This is a genomic window from Candidatus Manganitrophus morganii, from assembly GCA_021651055.1.
GTDB classification, from domain to species: Bacteria; Nitrospirota; Nitrospiria; order SBBL01; family Manganitrophaceae; genus Manganitrophus; species Manganitrophus morganii.
This window is the reverse complement of record JAJHOH010000001.1, coordinates 2,774,999-2,789,961: the sequence shown is the minus strand read 5'-3', so window position 1 is coordinate 2,789,961 and position 14,963 is coordinate 2,774,999. Positions and strand designations below refer to the sequence as shown.

Sequence of the window (14,963 nt, the reverse complement as noted above, 5' to 3'; positions counted from 1 at the left end):
GTCAACCCACCTAAATCACAAACTGATACGTTTCAATGAGCTTGCTGAATATGTCATTGAAATAGTCTTGTTCAGTGGAGTTCATCATTTCAGTTTGGTCGTAATAGACATTCTTATGAGAATGCGTATTGATGACGTTAGCTGCGTCATCAGGCTTGGCGACGCCTATTTGAGACAGGGCGTGGCTAAATTGGCCCGTGCCTAAGAAGGAAGCAACGTTTTCGAGAAGCTGCCTAAGCAAAGCAAAGTGGTATGTGTATAACTGCCCTTTTCTTGCTTCATCTAATACTTGCAATAAGTGCAAATGATAAAGGAACACATTTTTCGTTAAATCTTCGAGCACCAATCCATCACCAGTATGTTTTAGAATTTTTACGCTAGTTATATTTTTATATCGGTCACTCTTTTCACCTTTTTTCAACATGTTGTATAAGATATTCATCAAACCAATATGGTGAGTTGTGACGATAATGCGCTTCTTCTTGAAGTGCTTTTCTATCTGCTGAAGAATAGTGTTGGCAGTAATAAAGATATTGTGATCATCGAGACTAGAGACCGGATCATCAATAAATATATGTGCGTCCTGCTCATCCGCCCAACCCTCTACCTCCAGAAGTGCTAAATAAAAACACCAGACGAAAATTCGCTCTTCTCCGCGTGAAATTTTAATAACAGCATTTTCGTCGCTCTCCAAAAAGAACGTAACAGATTCGATTCCTTTCTCCGCATCGTTATATGGGGTAAATCGGAAACTATACTTCGGTGCGTACAACGCCAGCTTTTCTATAACTATGTCTGGATTTTCATAAAGAAAACTATGAAATCTATTTAGGCTGCTGGGCAGAACCTTTAGCCGCATATTTGCGCCGTCGTTTTCCTCATCGTTATCCCAGACAAACAAGTCTTCACTGAAGGCGTTGTAATAGACGCCCGCATGTTTTCCTGTTTCAAGGTCTTTTGTTGCATCCTTATAGGCAACAGATAATCGCGTCTTGCCGGTTGCATTAAAAGCAAAAATCAGGACAACGTAGTCATTCAAATCTTTAAGTTCGTTAGCGATAGCTTGCAGGCTCATACTCACACCTCGTCCATGGCCGGGAAAAGCTGCTGCATCAGGCCTTTTTTATGAGCCTTGAGGGCGTCAAGTTTTTGGGTTTGGGCGGTGATAAGGTTGTCGAGGGAGGCAAGGCAAGACGTGATGGTTTTTTGCTCCGCAACATCCGCTGGGTACGAGAAGGTAATTTCTCGAATTAACCCTTGACTCAGGTTCTCTTGCCCGCCTCTGTTGCTCAAATCTCGTAACTCGTCGTATCGCCCTGCCAAGCTCAGAAACACGAAATATGGCTCGATTCCCTTCTTTGGAAGAATGGCCGCGCACGCTTGATTCGTTGCAGCCGCAATTCCCAACAATGCCACCTGTCCACGTGTTTTGCCCTGGCCATACATCGCGACTAAAGTAGTCCCTTCGGGGAATATCTTAGCAGAAGAGTTGTTCAGCCCATCCTCAGTAATGAATTCCTCGGCCTCAGTTATCACTCCACAATTTACTAGAGAGGTCGTGATCCACGGGATGTATCCGCCCCAATAGCTTTCTTCTGAGCGGCTTGGAGTGCCGCCAGAAGTCGTTTCGAAAATATTGCCTATTGAATCGCTTTTCCACCCTCCCTTCTCCCGAAACTCAGGAAAGCGGAGTTTGGGCACGGTTTCGCCTTCGGCGGGGAAGAGTTGCTGCATCAGGCTTTTTTTATGGGCCTTGAGGGCGTCGAGTTTTTGGGTTTGGGCGGTAACCAGCTCGTCGATGGAGGTGAGGCAGTCGGCGATTTTTTGTTGTTCTTCCGGGACACCAGGAATTTGGATTGGAAAGTTTTGTAATATTGGCAAACGCAAAGATAGAACAGTTGACTGAACTGCTTTTCTAGCCAACAAGCCACTTCGCGCAGCCATTGAGTAATAAATGAACTTACCTTTACAAGAAAAATCCTTTAGTGCGTAGGCCCTTTGGTGCAAGTCGAATTTTCCAACATAGTATTTCGGAATAAATCGCATTCCTTCACCAGGTAGGATCACAGCTTCACAATCGAAGAGGTATTCATTAGACCTTTTGATCACCTCCGAACGATCAAATAGTGGATAGAATCCGCCTTCAATGTGATCTTGCGCGTTCGATTTTCCATTTGTAATTTCACATAAGTCACCTAGATTCTTTTCTTCCCACTCCCCTGAATCCCGAAACTCAGGAAAGCGCAGCGCCGGCACCAGACCCATCTTCTCTGGCTTACTCATACGCATTCAACCCCGATATCTCGCGCCCGCCTGCGAGCTTTTGCAGATAGGGCACCAGGTCGGCCATCAGCGCCAGCTCGGCCTCGCGGCGCGCCTTCCAGTTAAGTTGCCGGGGCGCAAGCAGGTCGGTGAGCTGTTCGCCATCGAAGATCATGCGGCCGATGATTACGTCGACGAAGGCTTGCAGCGCGGCGGTTGGCAGGCCGTGCTTAGCGGCGATGCGGCCTAGCTTTTCGGCGGCCTGTTGCGCCTTGAAGGCCTGGAAATCATCGCTAATTTCTTTTGTGCTCTTAACCTCGCCCGTTTTGAGGCTGTTGATGTAGCTGATGATGTCCTCACGATCTTCTTCAAGATTGGAGTGGGAGCCAATAAATTCGATGAGCTGCGCGCGAGTCATCTTCTGCTTGCCGCCCTTCTGCGTGGATTTGGCAATCAACGCCATGATGTAGTCGTAGTCGATCAGTGCCGAGGCAAACAGCACCAGATCGAATTCCAGTTGCTGCACCTCCGGGTCCGCGGCATCGCCCCTGCCCTGTTTACGCTTGAGTTCAAGCGCTGTGTCCAGATAGGCGGCCTTGAAGCTGCGCAGGGTGTCGGTGGGCAGCTTTGTTTCGATCGTCTGCTTGCTCTGCTCGTCAAGGTCGGTGTACTGCTCCAGTTGGGTCTTGAGCTTTTGCACTTCCTTGAAGTGATTAATGAACTCCGCCTTGGCGGTGTCACCCTTGAGGTTGACCACTTGCGCGGGTTCGCAGCGCAGCCCCTTGGCCTGCATAAAGGTTTGCAGCTGATCCACGGCCTTCTGAAATTTTTCCACCACCTTGGGGGCGGGGTCGACCAACCAGATTTGCCGCGCCTTGTCGATGGCGGCGCCGGAGAAGAGTTCGATGGCGTCGTCCACATCGCTTTCCTGATAACGGAAGTCGAGGACGTTGCCCCAGGGCTTGCTGTCGTTGAGGATGCGATTAGTGCGCGAGAAGGCCTGGATCAAGCCGTGGTGCTTGAGGTTCTTGTCCACGTACAGCGTGTTGAGGTATTTGGAGTCGAAGCCAGTGAGCAGCATGTCCACCACGATGGTGATGTCGATCTTGTTTTTGCGCGGGTAGTCGGCGTTGCTGTATTTGTGGTCCTTGATGCGCTGCTGCACGTCCTGATAATAGAGGTCGAATTCGTTGAGGCTGTGATTGGTGCCGTATTGGCGGTTGTAGTCGTCGATGATGGCCGCGAGCGCGGCTTTCTTTTTCTCTGGCTCAACTTGGTTATCCGCCTTTTCCTGCGGCAGGTCATCCTGTAGCTGCTGAATGTCTTTTACATTTTTATCATTTTTATTGTCGGTGGCGACGGCGTGGGCCGGTGGCGAGAAGACGCAGGCGATCTGCAGCTGCTCGAAGTTTTCATCCGTCGCCTGTTTTTGCGCTTGGAGGGTTTTGAATTTCTCGTAGTATTCAATGGCGTGATTGATAGAGGCCGTGGCCAGTAGGGCGTTGAAGCGGCGCTGGCCAGTGGCGCTGTCGTGCTTTTCCAGGATGGCGTTGATGACTGCTTCCGGCGGCGGGGTCTGGCCCTTCTTCGGCTTCTTGTCACCCTCCTTGCCGAAATAGTCGACGTGAAAGCTCAGCACGTTTTTGTCTTCGATGGCGTGGGTGATGGTGTAGGCGTGCAGTTGTTTCTCGAAGATGTCTTTGGTCGTTTTGTAGGAGCCGACATTGCCGTCGATCTGCTGGTAAGTGGCGTTTTCCTCAAAGATCGGCGTGCCGGTAAAGCCGAACAATTGCGCCTTAGGGAAGAACTCTTTAATGGCCTTGTGGTTGTCGCCGAACTGGGAGCGGTGGCATTCGTCGAAGATGAAAACCACGCGCTTGTCGCGCAGAGGTTCCAGCCGTTCCTTGTAGGTCTGCTTGCCCTCTTTTTGCTTCTCCTTGTTGCGCTTGCTGCTTTCATCCAGCGCCAGGCCGAGCTTCTGGATGGTGGTTACGATCACCTTGTCGGAGTAATCGTCCGACAGCATGCGGCGCACGAGTACTTCGGTGTTGGTGTTGTGCTCGACGCATCCTTCCTGGAATTTGTTGAATTCCTCACGGGTCTGACGGTCGAGGTCTTTGCGGTCCACCACGAACAGGCATTTTTCGATATCGGGGTTGTCTTTCAGCAGCGTGGAGGCCTTGAACGAGGTGAGGGTCTTGCCGCTGCCGGTGGTGTGCCAGATATAGCCGTTGCCGCGATTCTGGTGGATACAGTCGACGATGGCCTTGACCGCATAAATTTGGTACGGGCGCATGACGAGGATTTTTTGCTCGCTCTGCACCAGGACCATGTAGCGGCTAATCAACTGGCCGAGATGGCACTTTTCGAGGAAGTCGTCGGCAAACTCATGCAGGTGGGCGATTTTGTTGTTGTCTTGATCGGCATGCTGGTAGATGGGCAAAAAGCGCTCTTCGGCGTTAAAGCTAAAATGCTGGTTGTGGTTGTTAGCGAAGTAGCGGGTGTCGGTTTCGTTGCTGACGATGAACAACTGCATGAAACAGAGCAGCGAATTGGTGTAGCCGTTGCCGGGGTCTTTTTTGTATTCGACGATCTGCTCCATGGCACGGCGAGGGCTGATTTGTAGTGATTTTAATTCGATCTGCACCAGCGGCAAGCCGTTGATCAAGAGTAAGACATCGTAGCATTGAAAGCTATTGTCAGTGTTGATTCGAAGCTGGTTGATGACTTCAAACTCATTTTTGCACCAGTCGCGGAGATTGACCAGCATGTATTCCAGCGGGGTCCCGTCTTCGCGGTTGAACTTGCCCTTTTCGCGCAATGCCTGTGAGGCAGTGAAGACATCGGCGGTAATGATCTCATCGCGCAAGCGGGCGAATTCGGCTTCGGTGAGGTGGACACGATTAAGTGCCTCAAATTTCTGGCGGAAGTTCTGCTCAAGCGCGGCTTTGTCGCGAATGTCAGCGCGATACGTGTATTTGAGGTCCTTAAGTTTAGCGATTAAGGCATGTTCGATTTGGTTTTCTTTTGTCATGCGGATGCCTAAGTGCTATGTTCATTATATAAAAAGTAATGGGGTCATAATGCAATTTAAATTCATGCGACCAGGGTCAGGTCTTGCAATCAAACATCTCTCCCTCCCCCGCCGCTTGGCCTGATCGTGACCTTCCAGTTTGCGTTCCAGTTCGGACAGCTTTGAAGCCAACTCTTTGTGGGTCGCCAGAATTTCACGCAGGCGGACAAAAGTGCGGACGACTTGAAGGCTTGCACGAACCGCAATGGGGCTATTGAACACTGTGGCGGCCATGCGTAAAGATCCTGGGGTCAAGTCCTAAACTTTGATATTTGGGAAATAGTGCTCGACTCTTGGTATTTCCCTGGGGGATGAAACGAATGGCTTACTATATCAAATTGGAGGAAAAGATCAACCGGAAAGTAGGTAGGATCAATGCTTCAATTAGGAGTGAAAATGAGGAATCAGTGAAGAAGGAAGCCATACCGAATAGACAGCAGGAACTTTAATCCATCATGCCGTCGCGCGCTTCTTGTTGAGAAGATGGGTCACTAGAAGGGCAATTAGGAATTTTTGAACACGCACGCGCGTCGCATGGTTCGCTTTCACTCACGATGTGAGCAGAGGCGCTTCGGCCTTCATTCCTGTGGGCACATTCCTCGCAGCTTGCTGCGAAGGTTAGACGCGCATACAAATAGAGTCTTTCCATCCTTTCGGGTCGAAGATTCCCCGCAGCTTGCTGAGGGGAGCTTCAATTACGAATGAGGAATCAAAGTCAGAATCAATCCGGCAGTTCCCCCCGCAACGCATTGGACAACTCGGGTCGGTTCGGCTCATGAACCGAGAAGCGCGGCATCCAGGCATTCCTTGACAGAATGATCGGCTCTGGTACCCTCTTGGCAAGACCAGCGGCGCTCAAACTTTGAGGTGCTTACTCATGATCGATCGAATCGAATCGGGCAAAAAATATATATTGCTGTCGGCTTCGGCTGTCCTCTTCCTGATACTGTTGTTGAATGGGGTCACCTGGGTGTTCCCGCCCGAATCGAAGGGGGCCGATCCGAGGGATGCTGTCGAATCGAAGGAGGCGGATGAGGAAAAAGCTTTTCTGAATACGATTTTTGAACGGTTCGACGCCAAAGCGTACCGGGAGGTCATCAATCTGGTCGACCGGTACTTTGAAAAACACCCTCTCACCGAGAAAAATATTTATTACGTCCACTTGAAAGCAACCGCCCATCTGGCGCTGAAAGAGACCGATCAGGCGATTGCGGCCTATGAAAAAACCCTTCCGATGGTCCGAAAACTCCATAACGTCAGCCGGCGGAAGTTTGCCAAGGTCTTCTTTATCCTGGGAGATCTCTATCATGAGATCGGAAAAAAGGATGAGGCCATTTCATTTATAGAAGAGGGGTTGGCCCTGGAGCCTCAGAGCACGGTCGCTCAGATAATTTTGGGAGAGTATTATGTGGACGCCGGGAAGAAGGAGCGCGCCGTCTCTCACTACCTGGAGTTGCTCGCCGGTCCGGGCCTGAAAGAGGAAGAGGGGGTGGTGATCCGGACGAAGCTGAAGCGGCTCCATGTGGCGGCGGAACCGCCGTTCCCCTACCAAGAGCTGGCCCGTCAGCCGTTTTACAAAGGGTTTACGATCCGGATTCTTCCGATCAACGGTGTCGATCCGGCCATTCAGACCGAGGACATCTGTCCCTTGTTGGAGAGTAAATTTCTCGTGCGGTGCGAAGTGCTTGATCCAATAACATGGGATGAAAAGAAAATTTTGGACCCAACCCGAGATCAGTATGACGGCGACCACATCCTCGACCTTCTGGAAAAAACGTATCCCAACCCCAAAGCCAGCAACACCCTTCTCATTGCCTTTACCGGAAAAGACATCTTTGGACCGAAAACGAACTTTGTCTTTTCCTGGCAAACCCCCTCTCGGGGAACCGCCGTGTTGTCATCGAAGCGTTTTATCGTGTTTCGAAAGGACTATGAGCCGGAAGTGATCTCAACGCGGAGGGTGGCGATCCAATTCATTTCCACCATCGCCAATCTGCTCGGATTCGGGCGGACGACCAAGCCCCACTGCCCGACCTCTTACCCGGACGGTCTCGATGATTTTCTGCTGAAGAGTTCCAAACTTTGCGAGCAAACGATCGTCGAGCGGGACGAATTTCTAAAAATGCGGGCGGGCCGTCCCGGCCGGTTCGAGCCGGGACAGCTTCGCGAGATCGAGCGGGTTTACGAGAAATATTCCTTCCGATAAGAAAATTCCGAATCCATCACACCGTCGCGCGCTTCTTGAGAAGATGGGTCACGAGAAGATCAATTAGGAATTTTTGAATTACGAATGAGGAATGGACTACATCAATAGAGTTGGTGGCGGAAGACCGTCTCACTCTCTCGGATAAAACTTCTTATGCAGCGCCAGAAGACGGGATAATTCCTGAACCGGCTTGGCGTGGTCGTCGACGCGAAGATCGATGAACCGATCGTTCAGCCCGGCGAAGCCGCCGTTTCATGATTGGTTCTCTAGATGGATTTCATCTGAACCCAAGACGAGCCCTATGGCTCCTCCGGCGGGAGAGGCGGAATGAGGGGCTTTAAGAATGAGACCAAAGCAGGGATATCCGCCGTGATGACTTGCCAGATTCGATCATGCCGGATCTCACCATACTGATGAGTGAGAACATTTCGTTGAGCGATGATTTCCCGCCAGGGGATTTCAGGATGTGTCTTTTTAAACCCTTCAGACACTCGGCGGGCCGCCTCTCCGATCACACCGAGCTGGCGCTCCACCGCATACTGCATCATCTGGTTCTTTAAATAAGCTTCCTGATCTACTCCCGCGGTGAACGATTGGATGCTCTGGGCCGCATCGAGCATATCCCAAAGATAAGCTGGGTCTCGGGACTCAAACGTCATAAATGACCTGTTGCGTGCGGAGGATCTCGTACCGGCGAAAAGGATTGCGCAGAGAGGAGGCTTCGATCAAATCGACTTTCCGTCCCAGGATGGACGCAAGCTCTTCTTCCATATCAATCAAATCGAAGAGAGAAATCTTTGCGTCCGTATCGAACTCCACCAAAACATCGATGTCGCTCTCCGGCCGGAAATCATCGCGCAACACAGAGCCGAAGAGTGAGAATTTGCGGATGTGATTCCGTTTGCAGAACGCCGCGATCTCTTCTTTTGGAATCTCAACTTGAATTTTGCCCATCACCCAACTCCGCCAATCTCAAACGCTCAATTCTCCGTCATTCACTATTTTAACAGCGGCGCGTTGCTGTTTGCCAGCGTCAAAACGGAGTGCTCCTCCGCCGATAAAAATTGTTTTCAGTATATTTAAATGAAAGAGAAAGTCAATCGGTTAGACAGTCGCGCGCTGCTTATTGAGCAAATGCGTCACCAGCTGATCGACCCGCTCCACCAGGCCGTCCATGCCGGACGACGTTCCTTTGTTGACGTAGCTGGCGGGGGAAAAGACACCGAGCTGTTTCTTGAGCGCCTCATCGGACTTTCGCGCGGAGAAGAAGAGGATCGGCGATTTGGCGACCTGATACTTCCCTTCGAGCGCCCGCATCATCCGGGCCGCCGAAATCCCATCCATCACCGGCATCTCCAGATCGAGGATCACCATGTCGACCGGCTGTTTCGCGGTCAGGCGCGCATTGAAGAGGGCGATAAACTCCTGCCCGTTGGCGGCGGTCATCACCGTGTCGGCCAGCCCCTTGTTGATCAACATCCCCTTTAAGAGATCGTTGACGAAGGCGACATCGTCGACGGTGATGATGCACTTGGCGGTCTTGGCCGGGAGCGGCGTCGCCCCCAGGATGAACCCGCAGTAGAGGCAGGTCAGCTCCTCATTGCCGTCGCGGGTGATCCGATTCCACGGAACATCCTCGCCGCAGCAGAGACAATATTTGGTTTCCTCTGCCATGCAACCTCTCTTTCGTTCCTGGTATTTTACTGGGGGATGAAACGCATGATTTAAATATAACAAAGAAGAGGAATCCGTCAATGGAATCTAAATGGGGCTTCGCCCCGAGCCCCCCTGTGGGGAATGAATGTCGTGGGGCTGCTCGCCCCACACCCCCGCCGCGGGGGGTGCGTGCCCACCCCCCTTCGGATTCCCAGGGCAGCGGGGGCTGCCGCCCCCCAGCACCCCCCACGGTCACAACTCGCACAACGCACGGAAGAGCACCGTGGATTGTGCTTCAAACAATGGTGACCTGATTTGGTCGATAAAACGTCTGGACAGAAGAACGCAGGAGAATGGGGGGCACAGTACGCCCACGACGCGCAGGCTCTTTGCTATTTTGTTTTATTGGTTTTAATCAGCTTTGTGTTCTGTGGGCCTCTGTGCCCGCAGCGCAAGGGACCCACTGGGGGATGGGTGGAGCGAGGACACAGAGGCCCACTACAAATCAAATCGTCTCACCTACCCTACAAGGTCAGCTGTCTGAAGCACAATCACAGTGTTTTTCTGTGAGTGTGCGAGTTCTGACCGGTATGGGGGGTCCAGGGGTGAAACCCCGGTGCCATTAGGAATCCGAAGGGGGTTGGGCAAGCAACCCCCGCGGTGGGGCTTGGGGCGAAGAGCCCCATTCCAATATTCTTGGTTCCTAATTCTCAGATCTAACATCCCTTGGGGGGGGTTGGGGCAACGCCCCTTTCCAACAGAATCTACCGTCCCCGCAACGACGGCCGAGGCACACTCGCAGCGGGGGGCTCTTGAGGCTCCTGCGGCAGTCGCGGCGCAAGCGGGGTCAACCCAGGGGGGGGCGCGCTCGACCGGCCGCGCAAGCGCGGCGCCAGCGGCGTCAAAACGGTCCCTCCGACCGGCGGGGCCAGCGGCGTCATGGCGGAAGGAGGCATCGACCGGATCGTCGGACGGCCGGTGGAACGAGACCCTCCGCGAAGATTTCGGTCGTGGCGGCGCGGGGGAGGAGGCAGATGGGGCGGATGGATGATCGGCGGCGGGAGGACGATCACCGGCGGACGGCGGTCATGAAAAGGGGGGAAAACATCAAACACCCGCCGATCGAAGAAAGGATCGTTGTAAAACCGATCGGTGAAGCGGCGCTCGATGTGATGCCGGCGGAAAGCAAACCGATGGCCGTTGAAATGAAGATCGCGGTGGACTTCATGCAGGACATAAAACCCATGGCGTCGGGAACCCGACCAGAAAAACCCCTCCTCCACCGGAACCCAGACATAATACGAAACGATCCGCGGCGGCGGGGGGCTGATGAGGACGAGCGGCGGGGCGTCGAGATAGGTCGAGGAGGCCGGACGGTCGGAAAGATCGGCTTCGGAAGCGGCGGGGATCGACACGTTCAGCAGCGCCGCCGTCGTATCGAACGCCAGAAGGGCCTCCTCCGGCGCGATCGGGACGGCGCCCCGCTGCGCGGCGGAGACGGTCAATGTCCGAAGACGGCTCACCAGCGCCGGCGTGATCGGCGCCGAAAGCTCCCATCGTCCCAAACGGGGGGTCACCCGCATCCGCGTGAGAAGCTCGGCCGCCTCCTCCGGGTCGGCATCTTCTTCCAACCCCAGCTCCCGCACCAGCTGCACGGCGAACGCCCCCTGTGTCACCTCCTCCGCTTCGACCTCGGCCGCGGGAGAGGGCGCTCTGGGAGGGGTCTCCGCTTTGGGTTGCGGCGGCAGGACTTGAGGCGCTTCCGCGGGAGGAGAGGGAGGAAGGTCGGGCCAGACATCGGGGGTGACCCCCTCCGGCACCTTGTCGCGCCGGTCGGTCGCATGAAGCACCCCCTCCGCATCCCGCCAGGAGTAAAGCACCGCCAGCGCCGGGCTCGAAAGCGCCGCGATCAACAGCAGCGATAAAATCGAACGAATGAAAAGTGGATAGGTCATGGGTTTATTATAGTCTTAGAAAAGGGGGGAATCAATGGAGGGATGAATCAAGCGTGTTGGAACATTCGAGCGGGCCATCTCATACAAATGCGGAAATATTTGTGACCTGGTTTATGTAGGGGCGTGATTGATCACGCCCAGCCGGAGGGCGCAATAAATTGCGCCCCTACAAAGGCAAACACAATTTTTTGCGTTGTATTAATCGTTTCTTATTTCAAATTCTTGAATAGAAGGATTTTTAATTCTCTCCAGATTCAACCCCTCCGGCGCCGGCGCCTTCTTGGCGCTCATCAGCAGATGAACGATCTCCCGGTGGCCCCGCTCCCGGGCGTGAACGAGCGCCGTTTTTCCCATGTCGTCGGCGACGTCGATTTGGGCGCCATGCGCGCTCAACAGGCTGACGATTTCCATATGGCCGTGCGTCGCCGCCGCGATCAAGGGAGTCTGCCCCTCTTTCCCCCGCGCATGAACGTCGGCGCCCCCCTCCAGGAGCAGCGCCGCCGTTTCCGGATCGCCGCCGCTCGCGGCGATGAAAAGCGGCGACTCCTCCGTCAAGGTCCTGGCGTTGACGTCGGCGCCCCGTTCGATCAGCAAATCAACGACGTTTATTTTGCGCGCCATCGTCGCTTCGATCAGCGGGGTTTCGCCGCCGAAGACGCGGGCGTCGACAGGCGCCCCCGCGTCGAGCAAAAGGGAGACGATATCGGCATCCCCCGCCTGCGCCGCCGCCCGAAGCGCCGCGCCGTCAGCGCGCGCGCCCCGCTCCAGCAAAAGGCGGACGACATCGAGACGGCCCCCCTTTGCGGCGGCCGCCAACACCGTTCCATGAAGATCGACCGAGGCATTGGGATTGGCGCCGTGATCGAGAAGAAACGTCACCGCCGTCCCCCGGCCCCGAAGGGCCGCGGCGCCGAGGGCGGTCGATCCACTCGGGGTCCGCGCCTCCGCATCGATGCCGGCGTCGAGCAGAAGACGAAGGACCTCTAGATGGCCCGATTCGGCCGCCGATGCAAATGCGACCGCCTTTTCTTCATAGGGAACATCGTCGATTCTTTCGAGGAGCATCCGGAGGGTGTCGGCATAGCCGTTCATCGCGGCGGCGGTTACCGAGGTGATCCCCCTTTTCTCCTTTTCGCACGCCCTCGCCCCGGCCTTGAGCAGAACCCGCGCGGCGTCGGTTCGGCCGTTGGAAGCGGCCCAGGCCAACGCCGATTGCGCCCGGCTGCCGGTGCCGCAGAGATCGGCGCCGCTGTCGAGCAGCCGCTCGACCACGGCGACATGTCCGTTTCCGGCCGCCCAGATCAACGCCGTCCGGCCGCTTTTGTCTTGGACATTCGGATTCATTCCCGCCTGAAGAAAAAGGTCGACCGTTTCCGCCTCTCCCCGCCGGATCTGTTCGATGAATCCCGCGGTGGAAAAGGAGACGTTCGCCTCTTCAAGCTGCTGGCGGATCAACGCCTGGTCCTGCCCCGCCGCGAGGAGGGGGAACGCGAGCAGCGCAACCCAAACAATCGGCCCTCTAAAAGTCATAAAAACCTCCGGTTCGATGTTTCTCTCAGACAACACGATTTTTTTCCGTTTGTCAATCATGGAATTGACTTTCGGAATTCGAACGATCTCCCCCATTCCTCATTCGTCATTTTCAATTCCTCATTGAAGCGACGCTCCTTCTTCATTCTTGTTGTAATTTGACGATTTTTCATTCGCATGGTATCCATGCAGGGAATATCGGGAGAATTGTGATGAACATTTATCTGGTGCGGCATCCGATTTTCAATCGGATGGAGGAGGTGGTCGGCTACGAAGTGCACTTTCGAGACGGCCTCGGCGGGACGGTTGGGAGCATCAGCCCCGACCAGGCGGCATCAAAAGTGGCCGACGCCCTTTATCTGCTTGGGATCAACGAAATCAGCGGGGGGAAAAAGGCCTTCCTTCCCCTGACCCGCAACCTCCTGCTGCAGGAGGCGGCGACGGTGCTGCCGGCGGGCCAGGTGGCGGTGGAGCTGTTGGAAGAGATGGAGGCCGACGCCGAGGTGCTGACCGCCTGCCGGAACCTGAAGCAATCGGGGATCCCTCTGGTCCTCGGCGCCTATGCCCTGCAGCCGCAACACGCCAGCCTGCTGTCGTTGGCCGACATTATCAAAGTCGACGGCGCGCCGGAGAAGGGGATTCGAGGCCTGCTGACCGGCGCGACGCAGATCCTGGCCGCCAAGCTGGAAAGCCGCACCGCTTTTGAAGAAGCGATGACGGCGGGGGCGCATCTTTTCCAAGGGGGTTTTTTCAGCAAGCCGGTGCTGGTGACGGGGAAAGAGATCCCCGGCTTTAAGCTCAATTACCTGCGGATTCTGGAAGAGATCCAGCGGCCCGAGCTCGATTTCGACAAGCTTGAAAAAATCCTCAAACTGGAAATGTCGCTCTCCTACAAGCTCCTTCGCTATATGAATTCGGCCTTCTTCGGCTGGCAGATGGAGATCCAATCGATCAAACATGCCCTCGTCATGCTCGGAGAGACCGGGTTTCGGCGATGGGCCTCTTTCATTGCGATGGCCGGACTCGCCAAGGACAAGCCGCCCGAGCTGGTCTTTCAATCGACCTTGCGGGGCCGGTTTCTGGAACTGCTCGCCCCGACGTTCCGGATGACCCATCGGTCCGAAGATCTCTTCTTGATGGGGATGCTCTCTTTGATCGACGGCCTGGTGAACCGGCCGATGGCCGAGGTGTTGCAGGAAATGCCGATTGCGCAGGACGTTAAGAATGCTTTGCTCGGGGAGGGGGAAGGCCGGCTGAACGATCTTCACCGGCTCAGCCTCTCTTACCTGGAAGCGAACTGGGGAGCGTTCGAAGCCCTGGCGCAAAAATTGGGGATCGACGCGCTGGCGATCCCCGAATGCTACACCGCCGCCCTCGCCTGGGCCACCGAGCACTTCCAGGGAATACCGACGCAGGAAAAAGAACCGATTAAGAATTAGGAATGACGGATTAAGAATTCAAAAAACCGATAAGTCCACGAGACCTTCTAATCTCTCCGCTCTGAATTGATCTTTACATTCCAATTCCGAATTGCATTCAGTAGTAGACATTCCATCGCGCGGTGAGGAGAAGGATCCGGCCATCGATGTTGTCCCGGACGCGTGGGTCGTCCGATTCATAACGGATGAAACGCTCCGCAATTCCAAAGCCGATGGAAGTCCGCGCGTCGCTGAAGTAATCAAACCCCAGGCCGATGTCGGGTCCGTGCCCCTTTAGGCGAACCTGATCCGAGAGAAGCTCCGCTTCGATGCCGTACCACCCCCAGCCGACCTGAACATAGGGACGAAACCCTTCGAATTGAAAAAAGGCATATTCCACCCCGGCGGCCAACTGATAATTTCTTGAATCGCCGTAACCGGCCCGCAGCTCGACGGAGACCGGGGTGGAAGAGGCATACCCCCCGCGCAGGCCGAGCGTCGTGCCGTTTCCGTCGAGATCTCCCTGATAGGTCTGATAACCGGCTTGAAGTCCGAGGTAAGGGCCCTCCTGCGCCGAAGAGGGTTGAGCGGCAACGAGCAAACAGAGGATCCCTCCGGCCAGGAACCATTTCGAATGAAGAAACATCGCACGCAATCCCTTGATGAGCAACGCAGGCTGAGACAACATGTCGACTCCCCGACCGATCATTGATTTTTATACATCCTCTTTGCGAAAACCGAGGCGCTGTTTACTCGCACCGGCTAAAAATCGCTGGGAGTATACGTCTTTATGAGGAAGAGATCAATGCCGCAGTTCTTTTCTTCCAACCCTTGACGCCGATCAAGCCGCTCTGATATATACG

12 protein-coding genes are annotated in these 14,963 nt (G+C 54.6%); 2 read left to right on the top strand and 10 right to left on the bottom strand.

Going from position 1 to position 14,963, the window contains the following annotated elements:
- Positions 1-10: 10 nt before the first annotated feature.
- The 4 genes from MCM46_12875 to MCM46_12860 are packed head-to-tail and all read right to left on the bottom strand — an operon-like array spanning position 11 to position 5,569.
- Entirely contained in the window at positions 11-1,075 is a 1,065-nt protein-coding gene (locus MCM46_12875; GenBank protein ID MCG3112701.1) for an AAA family ATPase, read from the bottom strand.
- Positions 1,076-1,077: 2 nt separating this feature from the next.
- Positions 1,078-2,283, bottom strand: coding sequence for a restriction endonuclease subunit S (locus tag MCM46_12870; GenBank protein MCG3112700.1), 1,206 nt, complete (start codon positions 2,281-2,283; stop codon positions 1,078-1,080).
- On the bottom strand, positions 2,276-5,296 hold the full coding sequence (locus MCM46_12865) for a type I restriction endonuclease subunit R (protein ID MCG3112699.1): 3,021 nt from the start codon (positions 5,294-5,296) through the stop codon (positions 2,276-2,278). The genes MCM46_12870 and MCM46_12865 overlap by 8 nt, the downstream gene beginning before the upstream one ends.
- Before the next feature lie 24 nt (positions 5,297-5,320).
- The gene (locus tag MCM46_12860) at positions 5,321-5,569 is read right to left on the bottom strand and encodes a hypothetical protein (GenBank protein ID MCG3112698.1); all 249 of its coding nucleotides are present in this window, start codon (positions 5,567-5,569) and stop codon (positions 5,321-5,323) included.
- 643 nt (positions 5,570-6,212) lie between these two features.
- Here MCM46_12860 and MCM46_12855 point away from each other — a divergent pair.
- Positions 6,213-7,541, top strand: a complete 1,329-nt coding sequence (locus tag MCM46_12855) for a hypothetical protein (protein MCG3112697.1) — start codon at positions 6,213-6,215, stop codon at positions 7,539-7,541.
- 299 nt (positions 7,542-7,840) lie between these two features.
- Here the strand turns inward: MCM46_12855 and MCM46_12850 are convergent, their stop codons facing one another.
- From MCM46_12850 to MCM46_12830, 5 genes are all read right to left on the bottom strand, one after another.
- Entirely contained in the window at positions 7,841-8,200 is a 360-nt protein-coding gene (locus tag MCM46_12850) for a DUF86 domain-containing protein (GenBank protein MCG3112696.1), read from the bottom strand.
- Positions 8,190-8,495, bottom strand: coding sequence for a nucleotidyltransferase family protein (locus MCM46_12845; protein MCG3112695.1), 306 nt, complete (start codon positions 8,493-8,495; stop codon positions 8,190-8,192). Before MCM46_12845 ends, MCM46_12850 begins: the two co-directional genes overlap by 11 nt.
- 150 nt (positions 8,496-8,645) lie before the next feature.
- Complete coding sequence (locus tag MCM46_12840) at positions 8,646-9,215, bottom strand: response regulator (GenBank protein ID MCG3112694.1); 570 nt, start codon at positions 9,213-9,215, stop codon at positions 8,646-8,648.
- 746 nt (positions 9,216-9,961) lie between these two features.
- A complete protein-coding gene (locus tag MCM46_12835; GenBank protein ID MCG3112693.1) occupies positions 9,962-11,152 on the bottom strand; it encodes a hypothetical protein in 1,191 nt (396 codons plus the stop codon).
- 198 nt (positions 11,153-11,350) lie between these two features.
- Entirely contained in the window at positions 11,351-12,682 is a 1,332-nt protein-coding gene (locus MCM46_12830; protein ID MCG3112692.1) for an ankyrin repeat domain-containing protein, read from the bottom strand.
- Between the two features lie 212 nt (positions 12,683-12,894).
- Between MCM46_12830 and MCM46_12825 the strand changes: the two genes are divergently transcribed.
- Positions 12,895-14,121, top strand: a complete 1,227-nt coding sequence (locus tag MCM46_12825; protein MCG3112691.1) for an HDOD domain-containing protein — start codon at positions 12,895-12,897, stop codon at positions 14,119-14,121.
- Between the two features lie 97 nt (positions 14,122-14,218).
- Here the strand turns inward: MCM46_12825 and MCM46_12820 are convergent, their stop codons facing one another.
- Complete coding sequence (locus MCM46_12820; protein ID MCG3112690.1) at positions 14,219-14,809, bottom strand: porin family protein; 591 nt, start codon at positions 14,807-14,809, stop codon at positions 14,219-14,221.
- Positions 14,810-14,963: the final 154 nt, after the last annotated feature.